The sequence below is a fragment of the Bradyrhizobium sp. SZCCHNRI1009 genome (assembly GCF_032487575.1).
In the GTDB taxonomy this organism is placed as follows: domain Bacteria; phylum Pseudomonadota; class Alphaproteobacteria; order Rhizobiales; family Xanthobacteraceae; genus Bradyrhizobium.
The window spans coordinates 214,011-232,402 of record NZ_JAUEUL010000009.1 but is presented as its reverse complement, the minus strand read 5'-3'; the positions used below and the strand labels follow the sequence as shown (position 1 = coordinate 232,402).

Annotated in this window: 16 protein-coding genes; 5 read left to right on the top strand and 11 right to left on the bottom strand. The window is 65.9% G+C overall.

The genetic code is table 11. The features are described 5' to 3' along the window. Positions 1–20: 20 nt before the first annotated feature. Together QX010_RS18270 and QX010_RS18265 are read right to left on the bottom strand one after the other, a co-directional pair. Positions 21–1,247 (bottom strand): ABC transporter substrate-binding protein, encoded by a 1,227-nt coding sequence (locus tag QX010_RS18270; RefSeq protein ID WP_315800332.1) that lies wholly within the window; start codon positions 1,245–1,247, stop codon positions 21–23. A 251-nt stretch (positions 1,248–1,498) separates the two neighbouring features. After that, a complete protein-coding gene (locus QX010_RS18265) occupies positions 1,499–2,158 on the bottom strand; it encodes a TetR/AcrR family transcriptional regulator (RefSeq protein WP_316180966.1) in 660 nt (219 codons plus the stop codon). 160 nt (positions 2,159–2,318) lie between these two features. Between QX010_RS18265 and QX010_RS18260 the strand changes: the two genes are divergently transcribed. From QX010_RS18260 to QX010_RS18250, 3 genes are read left to right on the top strand one after another with little or no spacing between them, the layout of a single operon-like run. Continuing rightward, positions 2,319–3,251, top strand: coding sequence for a DUF3313 family protein (locus QX010_RS18260; RefSeq protein ID WP_315800330.1), 933 nt, complete (start codon positions 2,319–2,321; stop codon positions 3,249–3,251). After that, entirely contained in the window at positions 3,248–4,489 is a 1,242-nt protein-coding gene (locus tag QX010_RS18255) for a patatin-like phospholipase family protein (RefSeq protein ID WP_316180964.1), read from the top strand. The genes QX010_RS18260 and QX010_RS18255 overlap by 4 nt, the downstream gene beginning before the upstream one ends. A 35-nt stretch (positions 4,490–4,524) precedes the next feature. Next, a complete protein-coding gene (locus QX010_RS18250) occupies positions 4,525–4,827 on the top strand; it encodes a hypothetical protein (protein WP_316180963.1) in 303 nt (100 codons plus the stop codon). 227 nt (positions 4,828–5,054) lie between these two features. Here the strand turns inward: QX010_RS18250 and QX010_RS18245 are convergent, their stop codons facing one another. The 5 genes from QX010_RS18245 to QX010_RS18225 all read right to left on the bottom strand — a co-directional run bounded on the left by QX010_RS18245 (position 5,055) and on the right by QX010_RS18225 (position 10,609). Continuing rightward, a complete protein-coding gene (locus QX010_RS18245) occupies positions 5,055–5,801 on the bottom strand; it encodes an SDR family NAD(P)-dependent oxidoreductase (RefSeq protein WP_316180961.1) in 747 nt (248 codons plus the stop codon). 207 nt (positions 5,802–6,008) lie between these two features. Further along, positions 6,009–7,541, bottom strand: coding sequence for an amidophosphoribosyltransferase (gene purF / locus QX010_RS18240; protein WP_316180960.1), 1,533 nt, complete (start codon positions 7,539–7,541; stop codon positions 6,009–6,011). Between the two features lie 23 nt (positions 7,542–7,564). Then, the gene (locus QX010_RS18235) at positions 7,565–8,191 is read right to left on the bottom strand and encodes a CvpA family protein (RefSeq protein ID WP_315712460.1); all 627 of its coding nucleotides are present in this window, start codon (positions 8,189–8,191) and stop codon (positions 7,565–7,567) included. A 173-nt stretch (positions 8,192–8,364) separates the two neighbouring features. Further along, entirely contained in the window at positions 8,365–9,864 is a 1,500-nt protein-coding gene (gene radA / locus QX010_RS18230) for a DNA repair protein RadA (RefSeq protein WP_316180959.1), read from the bottom strand. Between the two features lie 19 nt (positions 9,865–9,883). Next, the gene (locus tag QX010_RS18225) at positions 9,884–10,609 is read right to left on the bottom strand and encodes a sulfite exporter TauE/SafE family protein (protein ID WP_316180958.1); all 726 of its coding nucleotides are present in this window, start codon (positions 10,607–10,609) and stop codon (positions 9,884–9,886) included. A 285-nt stretch (positions 10,610–10,894) separates the two neighbouring features. Here QX010_RS18225 and QX010_RS18220 point away from each other — a divergent pair, with 285 nt between their 5' ends. After that, positions 10,895–11,197, top strand: coding sequence for a hypothetical protein (locus tag QX010_RS18220; RefSeq protein ID WP_316180957.1), 303 nt, complete (start codon positions 10,895–10,897; stop codon positions 11,195–11,197). A gap of 205 nt (positions 11,198–11,402) precedes the next feature. Further along, entirely contained in the window at positions 11,403–12,221 is an 819-nt protein-coding gene (locus tag QX010_RS18215) for an LssY C-terminal domain-containing protein (protein ID WP_316180955.1), read from the top strand. Positions 12,222–12,236: 15 nt separating this feature from the next. Here QX010_RS18215 and QX010_RS18210 read toward each other — a convergent pair whose 3' ends face one another. The 4 genes from QX010_RS18210 to QX010_RS18195 all read right to left on the bottom strand — a co-directional run bounded on the left by QX010_RS18210 (position 12,237) and on the right by QX010_RS18195 (position 18,264). After that, entirely contained in the window at positions 12,237–13,742 is a 1,506-nt protein-coding gene (locus QX010_RS18210; RefSeq protein WP_316180953.1) for an MFS transporter, read from the bottom strand. Positions 13,743–13,814: 72 nt separating this feature from the next. Next, positions 13,815–15,626 (bottom strand): amidohydrolase, encoded by a 1,812-nt coding sequence (locus QX010_RS18205; RefSeq protein ID WP_316180951.1) that lies wholly within the window; start codon positions 15,624–15,626, stop codon positions 13,815–13,817. A 244-nt stretch (positions 15,627–15,870) separates the two neighbouring features. Further along, positions 15,871–16,749 carry a hypothetical protein gene (locus QX010_RS18200; RefSeq protein WP_316180949.1) on the bottom strand — a complete coding sequence of 293 codons (879 nt, stop codon included), beginning with the start codon at positions 16,747–16,749 and terminating at the stop codon, positions 15,871–15,873. Positions 16,750–16,767: 18 nt separating this feature from the next. Further along, positions 16,768–18,264 (bottom strand): amidase, encoded by a 1,497-nt coding sequence (locus QX010_RS18195; protein WP_316180948.1) that lies wholly within the window; start codon positions 18,262–18,264, stop codon positions 16,768–16,770. Between the last annotated feature and the right edge of the window lie 128 nt (positions 18,265–18,392).

Below are 18,392 nucleotides of genomic sequence, written 5' to 3'. Positions count from 1 at the left end.
CCCGGACCGATGCGGGACGATTACTTCTTCACCAGCGGGCACTCGCTGGCCTCGAGCGGCTTGGCGGCGTCCTCGGCCGGGATCGTCGCGATCAGCTTGTAGTAGTCCCACGGATATTTGGACTCTTCCGGCTTCTTGACCTCGAACAGATAGGCCGGGATCAGGCGGCGTCCGTCGGCGCGCAGCGGGCCCTTGCCGAACAGCGGATCGTCGGTCGGGATCTCCTTCATCTTGGCCACGACCTTGGCGCCGTCATGCGGATTGCCGCCCATCGCGTCCAGCGCCTTGAGGTAATGCAGCGTGCCGGCATAGACGCCGGCGACCGTCATCGACGGCATAGTGCCCTTTGGCGACACCTTCTGGAAACGCTTGGACCATTCGCGGGTCTTGTCGTTGAGATCCCAGTAGAACGACTCGGTGAAGGTCAGGCCCTGCGCCACCTTCAGGCCCAGCGCATGCACGTCGTTGACGAACAGCAGCAGCGCGGCGAGCTTCTGGCCACCCTGGACGATGCCGAATTCGGCGGCCTGCTTGATCGCGTTGGTGGTGTCGCCGCCGGCATTGGCAAGGCCGATGACCTTGGCCTTGGACGACTGCGCCTGCAGCAGGAAGGAGGAGAAGTCGGCGGTGTTGAGCGGGTGCTTGACGGAGCCGAGCACCTTGCCGCCATTGGCGGTGACGACCGCCGAGGTGTCGCGCTCCAGCGCATGGCCGAACGCGTAGTCGGCGGTGAGGAAGAACCAGCTGTCGCCGCCGGCCTTGGTCAGCGCCTTGCCGGTGCCGTTCGCCAGCATGTAGGTGTCGTAGGTGTAGGAGATGGTGTTGGCGTTGCAGGCCTTGCCGGTGAGGTCGGCGCTCGCGCCGCCGGAATTGATCAGGACCGAGTTCTTCTCCTTGACCAGATTGGAGATGGCCAGAGCAACGCCGGAATTCGGCGTGTCCATGATCACGTCGACCTTCTGGGTGTCGATCCACTGCCGGCCGATATTGACGCCGATGTCGGGCTTGTTCTGGTGGTCGCCGCTGATGACCTCGATGGTCCAGCCCTTGGCCTTCATGCCGGAATCTTCGACCGCCATGTTGACGGCTGCGACCGAGTTCGGTCCGCCGATGTCGGCATAGAGGCTGGACATGTCGTTGAGCACGCCGATCTTGACGACCTTGTCGTCGGCGAAGGCGGAGCCGGCAAAGCTGAGCGTGGTGGCGGCAAGCAGCGCGGCCATCCGCCGCGCCTGAGACGTCGTCATCAAAGTCCTCCCTGGTGTCGTGTCACGGCGGGGCTTCTTGGGCGCCCCTTGCCGTCTGTCTCCCTGGATAGCCGGTCTTGTGAGTTGCGGCAATGTGCCAAAAGGCGCGAGGCGCGCCCAAGGTTTGTGCGTTTCGCTTGAGCGTTAACGCTGGGCGTACAGGCCCTGCAAGAATACCGTTGCTCATCATGAGGCCCGTGACCGACGCCTTCCACGATCAGGTCATGCTCGGCTGAGCACGGCGCGGTAGCTCATGAGGGCTCGACGATGGGCGTCGAGCCGCGGGCCTTTCTGGTCTTGTCGCCGACCGGCGAGGGGGCTGCGGGCGGCCGCAGGAAGCGCGTCAGCATGATGCGCAGATGTGCGGTGCTCTTCTTGATGTCGACGTTCGGATTCCGGATCGGCAGCGCGCGTGCGCCGTCGACGATCGCGAACAGAATATTGGCGGTCGATTCGGGATCAAGGCGGGGATCGACGTCGCCGCGCCGCTGCGCCTTGATGAGAAAATCGACCAGCAGCGCCCGCATCGCGCGCGCATGGGCGTGGACGATGGCGGCAAAATCGGCATTGCGGCAGGCCTCGGCCAACGCCTCGGCGCTGAGGACCTGGGCCTGCGGCTGATGAATGCTGGTGCTCTCGAGCTCCTGCACCAGGGCGTCGATCACGTCGGGTGAGGCCAGGATCGCCTGGAGGCGCGCTGCGGCGTGGCTCAGGTTCTGGTCGACCAGCGCCTGGATCATCGCCTCCTTGCTGGGGAAGTAGTGGTAGAGGTGGCCTGGGCTGATCTTGGCGGCGGCGCAGATGTCGGTGGTGCTGGCGCCGTGAAAACCGTTCCGGACGAAGCACGACAACGCCGCCTGGAGAATCTCCCGGCGCTTCTGCTCGTGCTTGACCGGATCGACCTTTCTCATCACGCGTCTCTCATCACACGTCCTGTCGGGCCAACTCTCGCCACATTCGCGGTCTCCGCCAACTGCTTGTAATATAAAATAATATTTCGCGCCGCTCTAATCTAGAGAATTTGATCTAGTTTAGTTGGACAAGCGTTTCGGCTTGTGAGACTTAATTAGAGTGAGCTATCTATCAATGGGTCTCGCCGGTAAGATGCGCCTCGCCCCGCTGAAGTCGACGGCCCTGATTTCCCTGGCGCTGGCAACGGCCGGCTGCGCCACCGCTCCGCTGGAGCGGGCCGGCTCGCTCAAGAATTACGATCGTCTCGCCGACGCCAATGGCTTGGTGACGCGCGCGCAGATCAAGGCGAACAAGAAGGAGCTGCTCGAGGCCAGGACGATCCGGATCGAGCCGACCGCGTTTCCGCCGCGTCCCGACATCGCCTTCGACGAGAACGAGCGCAAGCTGGTCGCCAACGCCATCAGCCGGGAAATGTGCCTGCGGCTCAGCGAGCGCTTCCGCATCGTTGCGCTCGGCGAGGAGGCGGATCTGACGATCAAGGCGACCGTCACTCACGCCACGGCGACCAACGCGACCGCCTCGGCCGCCTCGCAGGCGGCGTCGATCGCCAAGAGCGTCGCGCTGCCGGGCGTCCCGGTGCCGGTGCCACGGTTGCCGGTCGGGCTCGGCACGCTGTCCGTCGAGGCCGAGGCGCGCGATTTCGCCGGCTTCCAGAAGGCCGCGATGGTGTGGGCGCGCGGCGCCTCCTCGGTGTCGACCGCCCGCATGGCCAATGACGGCGACGCCTACGACCTCGCTTCGGAGTTCGGCGCCGATTTCGCCAGGCTGGTATCGACCGGCGAGTCGCCGTTCTCCGGCGTCCCGTCGCTGGCCTCGCTGCCTTCGGTGTCGAGCGTGCCCGCCAAGCTTGGCGGCGCTCCCAAATATGCCGCATGTGAGCAGTACGGACGCTTCCCCGGCCTGAAGGGCTTCGTCGGTGCCGGTCTGGGCCTGCCGCCGGGCTGGACCGACAAGGGGGCCGACGAGGTCAAGCCCGGCGTGCCGCCGCCGGCGCCGGAGATCGCAAGCGTGGAGCAGCAAGCGTCGCGATGAAGTCTGCCGCCTCCTTCCGCGCGATGGTTCCGCGTATCCTGCTCGCATGCGCCGCGTCGCTGCTGCTGGCGGCGTGCGCAGCCGTCATGCCGCGCAACGCGCTGCCGGAAGCGGCTGCCGTCAGCGCCGACCCGGTCGGCTTCCGCAACGTGCGCTACTGGGGTGACGAGCCGGCGCCGCGCTTTGCCGAGGCCGCGATGTCGCGCGCCTCGGCCGAAATCCCGATCTCGCGTCCGCTGAATTTCCTCGCGATCTCCGGTGGCGCCGAGAACGGTGCATTCGGCGCCGGGCTGCTGGCCGGCTGGGGCGAGTCCGGCAACCGGCCGTCGTTCGACATGGTGACGGGCGTCAGCTCCGGCGCGCTGATCGCGCCGTTCGTCTTCCTGGGGCGCGAGCACGATGACAAGCTGCGCGAGATCTTCACCGCCTATGAGCGCAAGGACATCTTCACGGTCAACATTCCCGGCCTGCTGCAGGGCTCGGCGCTGGCCGACAACACGCCGTTGTCGCGGCTGATCGAGAAATATGTCGATCGCGAGTTCCTGCGCGATGTCGCGCGCGAGAGCAGCAAGGGCAGGGTGCTGCTGGTCGGCACCACCAATCTCGACGCGCAGCGGCCGGTGCTGTGGGACATGGGCCGCATCGCTGCCGCCGACACGCCCGAGGCGATCGCGCTGTTCCGCCAGGTGCTGCTGGCGTCCGCGACCGTGCCGGGCGCTTTCGCCCCGGTTCGCATCAAGGTGCGGATCGGCGACAAGGATTACGACGAGCTGCATGTCGATGGCGGCGTCACCCGGCAGGTCTTCATCGGCCCGTCGGTGCTGCGTCTCGTCTCCGGCCGCGGCCCGCGCCGGAGCGTGAGCGGCGCGCATCTCTACGTCATCCGCAACGCCCGCATCGATCCGCAATGGGACAGCGTCGGCGCCGACGTGCTCTCGGTGACGCAGCGCTCGCTGTCGACCCTGATCAAGAACCAGGGCATCGGCGACATCTACCGCATCTACTCGGTGGCGAGGTTCAACGGCATCGACTTCAACTTGGCCAGCGTGCCAGCCGATTTCCAGGCCAAGGCCGACGGCCCGTTCGATCGCACCTACATGACCGCGCTGTTCGATCGCGGCTTCGAGATGGGCCGTCGGGGCTATCCCTGGGTGAAGAGCCTGCCCGGGCTGCAATCCAACGAGCATGGCATCACGGCGCAGGGGACCACGCGCACCATGGCAGCGGCCGCGCGATGAGCTTCCGCCGGACCTGCTCGCGATTGACGCGGCCCATGCCCTGGCGTTCAGTGCTCGGGAGCGCGGCGCTGTTGACGTCCGTGCTGCTCGGCGGCTGCGCGACCTCGGGCACGACGCCATCGTCCGACACGGCGCAGTACGGCAACACGTACAACTATCTCCCGGTGAACGACGTGCCGCATGACGAGCAGCGCCCGGTGCTGTCGGTGGAGCAGCAGGAAAAGCTGCGCAAGGAGCTGACGGCGGTGCGCGATCGTCAGGTGCCTGCCGCGGCGAAGCCCGTCCCCGCGAAGCCCGCTGCCGCAAAGCCTGCGGCGGCGAGTCCTGCTCCGAAATAGCTGCCGACGCAGATCGGCTCACAAGTGGTCGGGGCACGAACGGGTTGACGCGTCGTGCGTGAGAGGCGTGGTGCCGACCACGTCCGCCGCTGTCGTCCCGGCGAACGCCGGGACGGATACCGCGTGATGCGTGTTGGGAAAGACGGTCTGCGTCGTCATCGTCGCCCACCACGACCGCCGGTGGCTATCGGTCCGGCGTTCGCCGTACGGTGAGGGGAGCAACGATCTCACGCCGGCGGCTGAAAGCTCTTCAGCGTGCGGGTCTTGTACTCGTACAGTTTGCCGGTCTCGGTCCAGGACGGCAGGCACATCGGCACGATGAAGTCGGCGACCTGCTCGGGCGTCTCGAGCGTCATCGGGTCTTCACCGGGGAAGACCGTGGCGCGCATGCGGGTGCGGATCGGGCCCGGGCTGAACAGGTTGACGCGCAGCGGCGTGCGCTCGGTCTCGTGCGCCCACACCCGCGCCAGCGTCTCCAGCGCGGCCTTGGTGACGGCGTAGGGGCCGAGATAGGCCTGGGCCTTGTGGGCGGCGCCTGAGGTGAGGAACACGGCGCGGCCGGCGTCGGAGGCCTTCAGCAGCGGCTCCATGCAGCGGATCAGCTGGAAGTTGGCTGAGAGGTTGACGGCGACGACGTCGTTCCACGGCTTCAGGTCGATATGGCCGAGCGGCGAGGACGGGCCGGGCACGGCGGCATTGCCGACGAGGATGTCGAGCTTGCCATGGCGCTCATGCAGCGCGGCGCCAAGACGGGCGATGCCGTCGCTGTCGGTCATGCTGAGCGGCACCAGGGTGGCGCCGTTGCCGGTCTCTTTCCGGATCTCGTCGTCGAGCTCCTCCAGCCCGCCCTGGGTGCGGGCGACGGCGACAACATGCGCGCCGGCGCGCGCCAGCGCGCGGGCGGTCGCATGGCCGATGCCGCGCGAGGCGCCGGTGACGAGGGCAATCCGGTTGGCGAGGGGAAGGGTGGTCATGGCCGCTATTCTCTCAGACGTCGTCCGGGCCAGGCGCACGATTGCGCGCCCGGAGCCGGGACCCGTACTCCTCGGCGGTTATGAGGGAGTTGGACCGTCGTGGCTAGTCCTAGCCGCCCAACGATCGCTGGTGGCTATGGTCCTGGCATTCGCAGAGACGACGGGCAACCGCGCATCGCCCCGGAACGACGGCGTGTGGAAAGAGCCTCAGCTCGCTTCCGCCAGCAGCGAGAGCTGCTGCTGGGGCGGCTCGACGAGTGACTGGTCGGTGAGATGGGTCGGATAGCTGCCGGTGAAGCAGTGGTCGGCATATTTCGGCGCTGCCGGGTCGCGGGCGGGCTCACCCATCGCGCGATACATGCCGTCGATCGACAGGAAGGCGAGCGAGTCCGCGCCGATCAGCTGGCGCATCTCCTCGAGCGAATGCGTCGCCGCGAGCAGGCCGCCGCGATCCGGCAGGTCGATGCCGTAATAGTCGGGGTAGAGGATCGGCGGCGAGGCCAGGCGGAAATGCACCTCGGTGGCGCCGGCGTCGCGCATCATGCGCACGATCTTGCGCGAGGTGGTGCCGCGCACGAGCGAGTCGTCGATCAGGATGATGCGTTTGCCTTCGATCGCGGCGCGGTTGGCCGAGTGCTTCATGCGCACGCCGGATTCGCGGATCGCCTGGGTCGGCTGGATGAAGGTGCGGCCGACATAGTGATTGCGGATGATGCCGAGCTCGAACGGCACGCCGGAATGCTGGCTGTAGCCGATCGCCGCCGGCACGCCGGAATCCGGCACCGGCACGACGACGTCGACCTCGGGATGGCTTTCGCGCGCGAGCTGCGCGCCGAACGCCTTGCGCACCTCGTAGACCGAGCGGCCGCCGACGACGGAATCGGGACGGGCGAAGTAGATGTATTCGAACACGCAGGGACGTGCCGGCTTCGGCGGGAACGGCTTGTGGCTGTGTGCGCCGGTCTCGTCGAAGATCACGACCTCGCCGGGCTCGATGTCGCGGATGTAGCGCGCGCCGATCATGTCGAGCGCACAGGTCTCCGAGGCCAGGATCGGGCAGCCTTCGAGCTCGCCATAGACCAACGGACGGATGCCCAGGGGATCGCGGGCGCCGATCAGCTTCTTGTTGGTCATGCAGACCAGCGAGTAGGCGCCTTCGAGCGCGCGCAGCGCCTCGATGAAGCGGTCGATGAAATTGGTGCGGCGGGAATGCGCCACCAGATGCAGGATCACCTCGGTGTCGCTGGTCGACTGCATGATGGCGCCGGCGCGCACCAGCTCGCGGCGGAGCGTGAGCCCGTTGGTGAGGTTGCCGTTGTGGCCGACCGCGAAGCCGCCGGCATTGAGCTCGGCGAACAGCGGCTGCACGTTGCGCAGGATCGTGGCGCCGGTGGTGGCATAGCGGACATGGCCGACCGCGGCGTTGCCGGGCAGGCGCTCGATCACCTCGCGGCGGGAGAAGGTGTCGCCGACCAGGCCCAGGCGGCGCTCGCTGTGGAAGCGCGCGCCGTCATAGGAGACGATGCCGGCGGCTTCCTGGCCGCGATGCTGGAGCGCATGCAGGCCCAGCGCAGTGATCGCGGCGGCATCGCTATGCCCATAAATGCCGAACACGCCGCACTCCTCGCGCAGCGTGTCTCCGTCCAGGTCTGGGTCTCTGAGGTAGGCTTGAGGTCCGAAGTCCAGATCCGCGTGAGTATCCGCTTGGGCTTCGCCGGAAGAATCGTGGTGCAGGTCCATCGCGCCTCTCTTCTGGGCTGAGCTCACTTGGCCGCGGGTTTCTCGATCAGCTTCTTCAAGCTGTCGCGGGCAGGCTTGCTGTACCCATCGCCGCCCGCTCCGGGCGACTCGGTGTCAGTCTGGTCGTCGTCCGGCTTGTTCTTCTTGAATTTCTTTAAAATGGTGTTCTCGGGATCATCAGGCAAGAGCGACATCAGCCAATCCCCGGTTCCCTGCAGGACGACGCGGGATTTGGCGCCGGTGACCCAGTCCGGGCGCTGCTTGTCCGGCACCAGCCAGCTGAAGAACAGGAACGCGACCACGACGATCAGCAGGCCGCGGCCCAGTCCGAACAGGAATCCGAGGGTGCGATCCAGCGCGCCGATGCGCGAATCGAGGATCATGTCGGAGATCTTGACCGTGATCACCGAGACGATGAGCAGGGTGCCCACGAAAGTACCGGCGACGACGACGACGCTGGCGACGGTATCGTTGTTGAAATAGGTCTTCGCGGTCGGCAGCAGCTTGGAGAATGAATAAAGCGTGACCAGGGCGGCCGCGCCCCAGGCCGCGATCGACAGCACCTCGCGCATGAAGCCGCGGACCATCGCGAGCAGCCCCGACACCAGCATCACGCCGAGCAGGATGAGATCGAGGATCGTTATCGGCATCGGCTGCTCAGGTCCGCTTCACAGGTCCAAGGTTCGCTTCGAATCGACGGAGGACCGCCCCTCCAGGTGGAGGACAGCGAGGTTCCCCGGCAAGTCCGGACGCTGCACGATCCCGTGTGGGCGACCGGTTGCGGCGTTGTATAGCGGCGAGTCACGCGAACGTCACGGTCCGGCTAGCCGTCCTGGCGGCGGAATCTCGCTGGTGTGGCATTTTTTTCGGCAGGGCGCGGTCCGCGGCGGCCGTGGTCGCCGTCATCGTCGCCCTGCCGGGTCGTCTCATGGCGGGCACGAGGCGTGCCGCGCGCGGCGATGTCGGCCACCAGGCTGGTCAACCCGCCGACGGTATTGAGGCTGAGCCCGGCGTCGCCGCCGGCCTCGCCGCGGGCGCGCTCCGGCAGCACCACGCGCAAAAAGCCGAGCTTGGCGGCCTCCTTCAGCCGTGCCGAGGTCTGCGCCACCGGTCGGACCGCGCCCGACAGCGAAATCTCGCCGAAATAGACCGCATCGGGCGGCAGCGGCGCGTTGACCAGTGACGAGACCAGAGCTGCGGCCGCGGCGAGATCCGCCGCCGGCTCGTTGATGCGCAGGCCGCCGGCGACGTTGAGATAGACGTCGTGGCCCGACAGCTTGACGCCGCAATGCGCCTCCAGCACGGCCAACACCATCGACAGCCGGCTCGGATCCCAGCCGACCACGGCGCGGCGCGGCGTGCCGAGCGAGGTCGGCGCCACCAGGGCCTGGATTTCGACCAGCACGGGGCGGGTGCCCTCGATGCCGGCAAAGACCGCCGTGCCGGGGCTGCCGAGATCGCGCTCCGACAGGAACAGCTCGGACGGGTTGGTGACCTCGCGCAGACCCAATCCGGTCATTTCGAACACGCCGATCTCGTCCGTCGGGCCGAAGCGATTCTTGACCGAACGCAGGATGCGGAACTGCTGCGAGCCCTCGCCCTCGAACGACAGGACCGCATCGACCATGTGCTCGACGACCCGGGGGCCGGCGATCTGGCCGTCCTTGGTGACGTGGCCGACCAGGATGATGGCCGCGCCCGATTTCTTGGCGAACCTGATCAGCTTCTGCGCCGAGGCGCGCACCTGGGTCACCGTGCCCGGGGCCGATTCCACGGTGTCGGTCCACATGGTCTGGATCGAATCGATCACGATCAGCCGCGGCACGCCGCCCTCGGACAGGGTCGCAATGATGTCCTCGACCGAGGTCTCAGCCGCCAGTTGTACCGGCGCATCCGCAAGCCCGAGGCGCTCGGCGCGCAGCCGCACCTGGGCGACAGCTTCCTCGCCGGAAATGTAGACCGCGCGATGGCCCGCGCGCGCCAGCATCGAGGTCGCCTGGGTCAGAAGCGTCGATTTGCCGATGCCGGGATCGCCGCCGACCAGCAGCACCGAGCCGCGCACGAAGCCGCCGCCGGTGACGCGGTCGAGCTCGGTCATGCCCGACGACAGCCGCGGCGCGTCGATGGTCTTGCCGGTCAGCGATTCCAGCTGGAAGGTGCGGCCCTTGCGCTTGGAGCGCAGCGACACCGGCGCCGAGGTTGCCCCCGTCGTGTCTTCCTCCGCCAGCGTGTTCCACTCGCCGCAGGCCTCGCATTTGCCCTGCCAGCGCGAATAGGCCGCGCCGCAGTTCTGGCAGACGAAGGAGAGCGTGGTCTTGGCCATGAGGTGAGAATCGGTGCGGTCAGGAGTGGGTGGCGTTCCATAACATACTTAGGCCGGCGGCCAGCATGATGCCATCCATCACCACGCGGAACACGTCCGGCTTCATGTGCAGCACGAAGCGCTTGGCGACGAAGGCGCCGGCCATCAGCGAGCCGCCGGCGATCAAACCTTTCAGCAGGATGTCCGGCGTGAGCGCGCCGAAGCGCTGGAAGGTGATGGATTTGGACACGTAGAGCCCAAGCGAACTCGCGGCCTCCGTGGCGAGGAAGGCGCCTTTCGACAGCCCGTAGAACAGGAACAGCGGCACGCTCAGCGGCCCGGTCGAGACCACGATGCCGGTCAGATATCCGATCACCGCACCGCCGGTCGCGAGATGCCAGAGGTTGGCCTTGAGATCGTGCCGCGCCAGCCAGTGCCGCACCGGCACCATCGCCATCAGGAACAGCCCGATGGTGATGTCGACGGCGTGCGACGGCAGGATCAGCAAGGTGCGCGCGCCGAGTGCGGCGGCCGGAATCCCGGTGACCGAATAGGCCGCGCAGGCGCGCCAGTCGACCTCGCGCCACCACGCCAGGATGCGCGACAGGTTCGCCATCACGGCGGCGACCGCCATGATCGGCACGGCCTCCTTCGGCCCGTATTCATAGGTCAGCACCGGCATCAGCATGATCGACGAGCCGGTGCCGACGATACCGGACAAGGTGCCGGCCACGAGGCCAACCGCGAGCACGAAGAGGAAGCCCAAGAAGATCGTCTCCGCGCTCGGACGAGATCTCTCTCCGCGTCGTTGCGAGCGAAGCGAAGCAATCCAGGCTGTGCGTGCCCCTGGATTGCGTCGTCGCGGAGCCTGCCCTCGGGCTCGCCGCAGGCGAGACTCGAGGGGCTCCTCGCAATGACGGAGTCGGAGAGATGCGTCCCGTGGTTAACGGCTCGTTCGAGCCGACTCGAAATCGGCGATGATTGTGCGTCCGCATCATTAAAAGTTGAAGCGTATTCCTCGCAGGTCCGCTGATGTTCTCGGACGATGACGATGAGCAAAACGCCAATGTCCTTGCAGATGCGGCCGTCCATGACGGCAACCGCCGATGCGGAGTTCCCCTGGTTCACGGCTGCGATGCTGGCCATGGAAGCCGGCGAGGTCATCCGGCTCCGGCTGGAGAAGTTCGCGCGCGGCGAAGCCGATGCGGGCGAGGAGGCTGAGCTGATGGTCAGCGAAAAGATCGCCGCAGCCCTGGAGGCGACGGCGAAGCTGATGGCCGGCGCGAGCCCGGCGGCAGTCGTCGATCTCTATCGGGGCTATGTCGCGGCCAACGCCGAGCGGCTGTCGGCCTAAGCCCTGCGCAGTCCGATTGCGTTGGACTGCGGATGTCGAGCCACCGAGCGTGGAAGAGCTGGTCGAAACGCCGCCGGCTGGGCCGTTTCATGCGTTCAGGTGCGGTGTGTTGCCATTGTGATGAAGATCGGACACCTTCCCGAAACCACCGACTGCCGCTCAATTCTTTCGCCGGACCGATCGAGTGCGACTGCTCATACGCCTCATGCAACGCGTGCTGGTCGCCGGGCTGGGGATCTTCACGGTCTGGCTGATCGTCTTCGTGGTGTTCGAGACCGCGAACCGCAGGCTGCCTTGGATTGCCGCAGTCGGCGTCAGCTACGCGTTCGCGGCCTATGTCGTTCTGCCACGCGTGATCCGGTTGAGCCTCAGGATTCTTCAGAAGCGGCGAGTGCCCAGCTACACGATCACGGGGGATGGATTGCCCGGCGACCCCGTCAATCTCGCCCTGGTCGGGACGCTCCAACAGCTTCGCGCAAGCTTTGCTGCGGTCGGTTGGTCTGAAGCGGACCGATTGGGCCTGACGAGCTCCTGGGCCATGATCCGCGCCTTTGTCCTCGATGCGCCTTACCCCGCCGCTCCGTTCAGCACGCTCTATCTGTTCGGGCGCGGCCAGGATATCGGCTTTCAGAAAGCCATCGGCAACAGCCCGCGAAAGCGCCATCACGTCAGGTTCTGGGCTGTTGGCCTGGCACACGCAGAGCAAACTTGGAATGCAGGCGATTTCTGGTCCAACGCCGATCAGCCGGCGGTCGATGAATCCGCTCTGTGGGTCGGCGCCGGCACGAAGGACACCGGCCTGTCGTTCACCCGATTGACGTTTCAGGTCACGCACGCCACCGATCCGGATGTCAACGCCGAGCGGGACTACATCATGGCCGAACTGATCAGGACACGATCGATCGAGACCGTGGAGCTGTACAAGGCTGGTCAGAGCCTCCCCGAGCGGGTCAATCACTACGTGACGGACGGAGACATTGCGTTGGCGAGCCTGTTGGTCTCCACCGCAGACGACGACACATGATTTGCCGTCGTCTGTCTAATGGACACGCTGACGAGCCGCTTTCGATGTCGTCCGTTCTGCCCGGGGCCGGACCAGGAAGGCGGTTCCGAGCAGGACGAGCATCGCCACGGTGACGACCGTCAGGAACGCCTGATCGAAGGCGCGATGGGCGTGCGAGGTGACGATGGCAGCGAGCTCGGTCGGCAGCCGCTCGGCTGCGATCAGCGCCTCGTCGATGCTGTCGCGCGCAGCGGCGGGAATGCCGAGGCCGTCGGGCAGAACCATGAAGGCCGTATAGACCCCGGACAGGATGCTTCCGAAAATGCTGATGCCGATGGTGCCGCCGAGCTCGAACGACACTTCCTCGATCGACGCGGCCATGCCTTCGCGGCCTTCGGGCGCGTGATTCATCACGGCGTTGGAGGCGGCCGCGATGGATGCGCCGAGCCCGAGCCCGTTGATTGCGATGCAGATCAATTGCAGCACGAGGCTGGCGTTGTAGCAGAGCAGGTAGCCGGCCGCGCCGATGCCTGCGATCGCCAGCGCGCCGGACATCGTGGTGGCGGCTCCCACGCGACGGAGCATGAGGCTCGCGAGCGGCCCGCCGATGAATGCCCCCAGCGGGGCTGGCAGGATGTACAATGCCGCCTGCAGCGGCGAGTAGCCGAGGACGAGCTGCAGGCGCTGGCTGATCGCGAGCTCCGTGCCCGCAATGGCAAGTGAAGCCACGATCGCGGTGATCACGCTGAGCGTGAACTCGACGTTTCGGAACAGGGTGAAGTCGAGCAAAGGATCCTCGAGACGCAATTGACGGCGCACGAACACCGTCAACATGATGACTGTCGCGACGGCCGTGCCGGCAAGGACGACATAGGACGACTGGCGACTGCCGAGCTCCTCGACGACGTAGGCGAAGCCGATCAGTCCGGCCATCACCTGCACTGAACCGAGGAGGTCCCAGTCGCGCTCAGCACGATCTCGCGGCGCAGGAATCAGCAGCAGGCCGGCGGCCAGCGCCAGGACGACGAGCGGCACGTTGATCAGAAAGACCGAGCCCCACCAGAAATATTCCAGCAGGACGCCGCCGACCAAGGGGCCGACCGCCGCCCCGCTGGACGCAACGGCTCCCCAGATCGCGATGGCGAGCGCCCGTTCGTGGTCATCGGAGAAGGTGATGCGAATGATCGACAGCGTCGCCGGCATCATCAGCGCGGCGCCGATCGCGAGCAGGACGCGTCCGCCAACCAGGATCGTGGCGGTCGGCGAATAGGCGGCGACGACCGAGGCCAGTCCGAAGACGATGAGGCCGGCGACGAATGTCCTCTTGTGCCCGACGCGGTCGCCGAGCGAGCCGAAGCCGGGAAGCAGGCCGGCGACGACGAGCCCGTAGGCCATGACGATCCACAATTTCTCCGAGGCGGTTGCTCCGAGCTCATGGGTCAGGCTGGGCAGCGCCGTATAGAGCACAGTCATGTCGATGACGACGAGCGCCAGCGCGCCGGAGACGGTCAGGAGGATCAGCCAGCGAATGCGCTTCGGCATCGGCGAATCCGCCGGCGGAAGACTCTGGTCAGTCCGCGCATTCGCCATCTCGTGCACCGTCATCATTCCCGTTCAGAGTCCGTCGCGATGTGTGATCCGGCCGTTCATCATCGTCAGCTGAATATTGACCTTGCCGATCTCGTGCGGCCCGACATCGAACAGGTTCTTCTCGAGCACGATCAGATCGGCCAGCTTCCCGACCTTGATGGAACCGATCTTATCCTCCATGCGCAGCTGATAGGCCCCGTTGATCGTGTAGCCTCGAATGAGCTCCGGCAGGCTCAGGCGTTCGGTGGCGGGCGGATGGACCAGGCTGTCGGGCTTGCCCGGCTCCTGACGCGTATGGCCGGCCTGCACCGCCTCGAGCGGTTTGACGACGACCTTGGAGCCGGTCGCCAGGGCATCCATTCCGAACGACACCGTGACGCCTTGGTCGATGAACGTCTTGAAGCTGTACATGCGGCTCCAGCGCTCTTCGCCGTAGATCTCGCGGATGCGACGCTGGCTCGTATCCGGCACGCCCCACTGGATTTGGGTGTTCGCGATCACGCCGAGCTTTCTGAAGCGCGCAATGTCCGACGGCGCAGTGAGGAACGCGTGGCAGATGGTATGGCGGCGGTTGCCCGGGCCACGCTCGCCAAACGCGGCGTCGTATGCATCCAGGCTCATGCGGACTGCGGCGTCGCCGACGGTGTGAAGATGCGTGTCGATTCCCTCCGCATGTGCCTGGCGCAGGATCCGGTTCAACACGGGCGCGGGCAGCAACGGTTCGCCGCGCCAATCCGGACTTCCGGCATAGGGATCGAGCAGATAGGCGGTGCGGGTCAGCTCGGTGCCGTCGACGAGCAGCTTGAGCACCTCGGCCTTGACCAGCGGCGTGCGATAGCGCTTCCGGTACGCCCGAATGATCGGCAGCGGATCGACGTTGGGATCATTGTGATAGAGGCAGCCGATCACGCGTTGCAGCAGCTTGCCGCGCCTCTCGAGGTCGACCAGCATGTCGAAACCGTGATGCTGCTCGGTCGGCCAGGCGCTGAAGCCGGCATCGAAGAAGGTGGTGATGCCGGCGGCCGCCAGCTTGGGCTGCCATTCCTCGATGGCGGCGGCGGTCGACTTGAGACCGAACGGTTCGATGCCGTGCTTTTCGAGCGTCTTCAGCACCGCGAACAGCGCGGGCACTTCCAAAATGAAGCCGGTCGGCGCGCCATTTGGATCCTTTTCGTACCAGGAGGAGCCGGGTACGACGTCGCGTGGGGTGTCCTTCGTGATGCCGGCCATCTCCAGCAGCTTGGAATTGACCCAGTAGCTGTGCAGATCGCAACTGACGAGCAGGACCAGCCGGTCTGGGAAGATCGCGTCCAGCGGTTCCTTGCGCGGACCCGAGGCCGGAAACGCGCCCGCGATCCATCCGAAGCCGAGAATGAACTTCTCGTCGGAATGCGTCTTGGCGTAGTCGCGCAGGATCTCGTAGATGCGCTCGGGATCTTCCTCGTTAACCCAGGCGCCGCGAGCAAATGCCAGCGTGCAAAGATGCCAATGCGCTTCGACGAAGCCCGGCATCAGCATACGGCCATCGAGGTCGATGACCTCAGCCCCGCGTCTGGCAAACTTCATCGCTCCGGCATCGTCGCCGACATAGACGATCTTGTCTCCCTTGACGACGACCGCCGCCGCCCAGGGCTGCGAGTCTTCCACCGTATAGACGCGCCCGCCGCGAAACACGGTCGTGCGGCTGGAGGCGGCAAAAGCCTGAGCCGGCCCGGCGGCCGCGAATGCTGCGGCGGCAGCCGTGGTTGCAACCATCCGGCGACGGGTCAGTCCGCCGCCCTCCTTGTTCGACGCCGCAAACAGCGAACCGATGGCTGAGCCGCATGCGATGCACATTGTCCTGCTCCGAAAAGCCTGCGCTCCGCGTGAGCTGCATCATCTTCCAATCGAACGTTAAACTACGTCTCTCCGCGCCTTCCAGGATTGACCGCGATCAAGTCGGACTCAAGCGAGGGCGAGCGTGCGTACGCAAGCCGAAGTTCTGTTTGCTGATGGCGAAAATTCAAATCGAATCCCTTCGGACAGGATTGCACGCCGCCTTGCGACTCGCGGCGGCAGAGGCCGTTCGATCGGAGCAGAATCATTTTGGAAACAGGAAAGCCAGACTCGCCCGAAGCTGCCAATGTGATGCCTGGTCCGGCTTCAACAAGTTGTAGTAGACGCCCACCTCGGCATTGATCGGCTGCCTATCGACCATGAAGAGCTTGCCCACGCCGACGCCGATCGGGACGACCCAGCGATCATTGCCCTTCGCGAGCCAGTTCGCCGTGATGATGGGACTCGAGCTGACGTAGGACCCGTCGGAGAAGTTGTAGGTCACGAAGTACTGCAGCATCATCTGGTTCACCGGCGCGCGGTCGCTCGGACCGGCAAACGACCAGATGTTGTTGGCGAGCACCCCGAGCACCCACGGACCCGGCATGGTCAGCGCGACGAGGGTCGGACCTGCGCTCCATTTTCCCGAACCGAGGGCGGGATCGGTCGCCGACGGATAGGAAAAGGTCGGGCCGACACCCCAGATGAGGGCGCCCGAATGCGACGGGGTGAGCGCGAAGATCTGGTTGATGTCGCCGACCCCGCCGATCCGGCCCTGCTCAGGGGAGAAGCGCACCTGGGCGATGCCGGGAATGGTCGTGCGCGTCACCAGATTCCAGTCGGCATTGAGCTCGAACGGGATGACCGGCTCGATCTTGAAGACGTCGGCCGTCTGCCGGTACGGGCCCGTATTCGGCATCGCGATGTTCTCAAGGCCGACGCTGATCGTGTCCGCGATCGGGTTCTGCGCCGCCTTGGCCAGATCTTCGAGCGACGGCGTCCTGGCCTGCTGTGCCAGGGCGCCGGAGTCATGGCAGAGCGCCGCGATCAGGAGCGACAGAACCGCACGTCGAAAAGCTCTCGGAATCCTTGTCGACCTCGCTGTCGAAGCGCTGCTCTGGCAGCCATTGTCTCGCGTCCGCACCGTATGGCCCCGCTTGCATCAGGTGAAGGTCGGGAAACGCTCGCCCGCGAACAGGGAGCGCCGAAGACGGGACCAGTTGGACGCGAACTGGAACGTGTCGAGATCGGTGTAGGTCTGGCCGATCACCTGCATGCCCGCGGGCATGCGGTCCTCGACCAAGCCGAGCGGGACCTCGACGACGGGATAGCGGTTGAGCAGGTTCCAGTGCCACGTCAGCGCCAGGTTCAGGCCGGTGCCCACCCACGGGTCCACCTTGTTGTCCTTGCTCTTGAACATGTCGGCCCCGACAAGAGGCGTTGCCATGGTCGGCATGAGCAGAATGCGGTAGCCCTTCCCGAACACGCGCTGCTGGACTTGGCGGTGCAGCCGCTGCAGCAGCTCCTCGGCGTCTTCGGCCTGGCGCGGTCCGACCGGGCCGACCTGGTCGAGCATTTCGGTCATGTAGGGCGAGAGCTGATCGCGATGCGCATTCGAGATCTCGATCGCGGTGCCGATGGACGTCGACATCAGCCCACGGATGAAGACCATCTTGTGGGCTTTCGTGAAGCCGCAATCGACCTCGTCCACCGTGCAACCCGCGGCGCGCAGCGCCGCGATGCCTCCCAGCATCGCAGCCTTCACGGAGGGTATGACCTCCGCAATGCCGGCGCCCCAATCGACGGCGATGCGCCATCCGGAAAGGCGCGGATAACGAGTGGGATAGTCGAGGCGAGGGCGCATCGCGGCCATCACCCGCTCGGACGGACCGACGATCGCGTTCTGGAGGCGGACGAGATCGTCGAAGCGCCGCGCCATCGGGCCCGAGGTCGAGAACGGGATTTCCCCGCCGGCCACGCGTCCGAACGGCGGCCTGAAGCCATAGAGACCACATTGTGAGGCGGGAATTCGGATCGAGCCGCCCATGTCGGAGCCGAGGGCGAGCGTCGTGAAGCCCGCGGCCAGCGCCGCGCCGGACCCCGCCGACGACCCGCCCGGAGAATATTCGAGATTCCATGGATTGCGCGTCGTGCCCCAGGCGCGGGTGGATGCGCCGAGGAAAAGATAGAATTCCGGCACGGTCGTCTGGAACGGCATCACGGCGCCAGCCGCCTCGAGCGAGTCGATGATGGCCGCGTTCTCCGTTGCCGGCGGCGAGTCCTTGTAGATGAGCGAGCCCTGTGTCGTCCGCCAGCCGGGCCTGGAGAATTCGTCCTTGATGGCCACCGTGATCCCTTCCAGCGGCCTCGGATTGCCGCGCCGATAACGGTCTTCGGACTGCTTGGCCTCCTTCATCGCCTGGTCGAAGTGCTCGTAGGTGATGCAATTGACCTTCGGGTTGTAGGCTTCGATCCGCTTGATCTGCGCCTTCAGGAGATCGACCGGCGACGCCTTGCGGGCCCGGAACATGGCGGTGAGATCGGCGACCGATGCGTAGCAGAGCGGATCGGCGGACTCGGCCTGCGCGGCCGGCAAACCGAGTTCGGATGCGACCAACGCCGCTCCCGCGCCTTTGATGAGCATTCGTCTGTCGATCATACACGCCTCCGCATTTCCGGGAATCGGTCCGAGTATTTCGATTGGATCGTGAGGTGACGATCCGAGAAAAACGTGCCCGCTCTGCGGGAAAGACACTATTCCCGATTCCGCGGATCGTATGAACTCGG

Excerpts from the sequence above, each read along its gene's own strand:
- QX010_RS18220 (WP_316180957.1), top strand. The coding sequence starts at position 10,895 with ATGAGCAAAACGCCAATGTCCTTGCAGATGCGGCCGTCCATGACGGCA.
- QX010_RS18265 (WP_316180966.1), bottom strand. The coding sequence starts at position 2,158 with ATGAGAAAGGTCGATCCGGTCAAGCACGAGCAGAAGCGCCGGGAGATT.
- QX010_RS18235 (WP_315712460.1), bottom strand. The coding sequence starts at position 8,191 with ATGCCGATAACGATCCTCGATCTCATCCTGCTCGGCGTGATGCTGGTG.
- QX010_RS18215 (WP_316180955.1), top strand. The coding sequence starts at position 11,403 with ATGCAACGCGTGCTGGTCGCCGGGCTGGGGATCTTCACGGTCTGGCTG.
- QX010_RS18205 (WP_316180951.1), bottom strand. The coding sequence starts at position 15,626 with ATGTGCATCGCATGCGGCTCAGCCATCGGTTCGCTGTTTGCGGCGTCG.
- radA (WP_316180959.1), bottom strand. The coding sequence starts at position 9,864 with ATGGCCAAGACCACGCTCTCCTTCGTCTGCCAGAACTGCGGCGCGGCC.
- purF (WP_316180960.1), bottom strand. The coding sequence starts at position 7,541 with ATGGACCTGCACCACGATTCTTCCGGCGAAGCCCAAGCGGATACTCAC.
- QX010_RS18255 (WP_316180964.1), top strand. The coding sequence starts at position 3,248 with ATGAAGTCTGCCGCCTCCTTCCGCGCGATGGTTCCGCGTATCCTGCTC.
- QX010_RS18195 (WP_316180948.1), bottom strand. The coding sequence starts at position 18,264 with ATGATCGACAGACGAATGCTCATCAAAGGCGCGGGAGCGGCGTTGGTC.
- QX010_RS18245 (WP_316180961.1), bottom strand. The coding sequence starts at position 5,801 with ATGACCACCCTTCCCCTCGCCAACCGGATTGCCCTCGTCACCGGCGCC.
- QX010_RS18250 (WP_316180963.1), top strand. The coding sequence starts at position 4,525 with ATGCCCTGGCGTTCAGTGCTCGGGAGCGCGGCGCTGTTGACGTCCGTG.
- QX010_RS18270 (WP_315800332.1), bottom strand. The coding sequence starts at position 1,247 with ATGACGACGTCTCAGGCGCGGCGGATGGCCGCGCTGCTTGCCGCCACC.
- QX010_RS18210 (WP_316180953.1), bottom strand. The coding sequence starts at position 13,742 with ATGCCGAAGCGCATTCGCTGGCTGATCCTCCTGACCGTCTCCGGCGCG.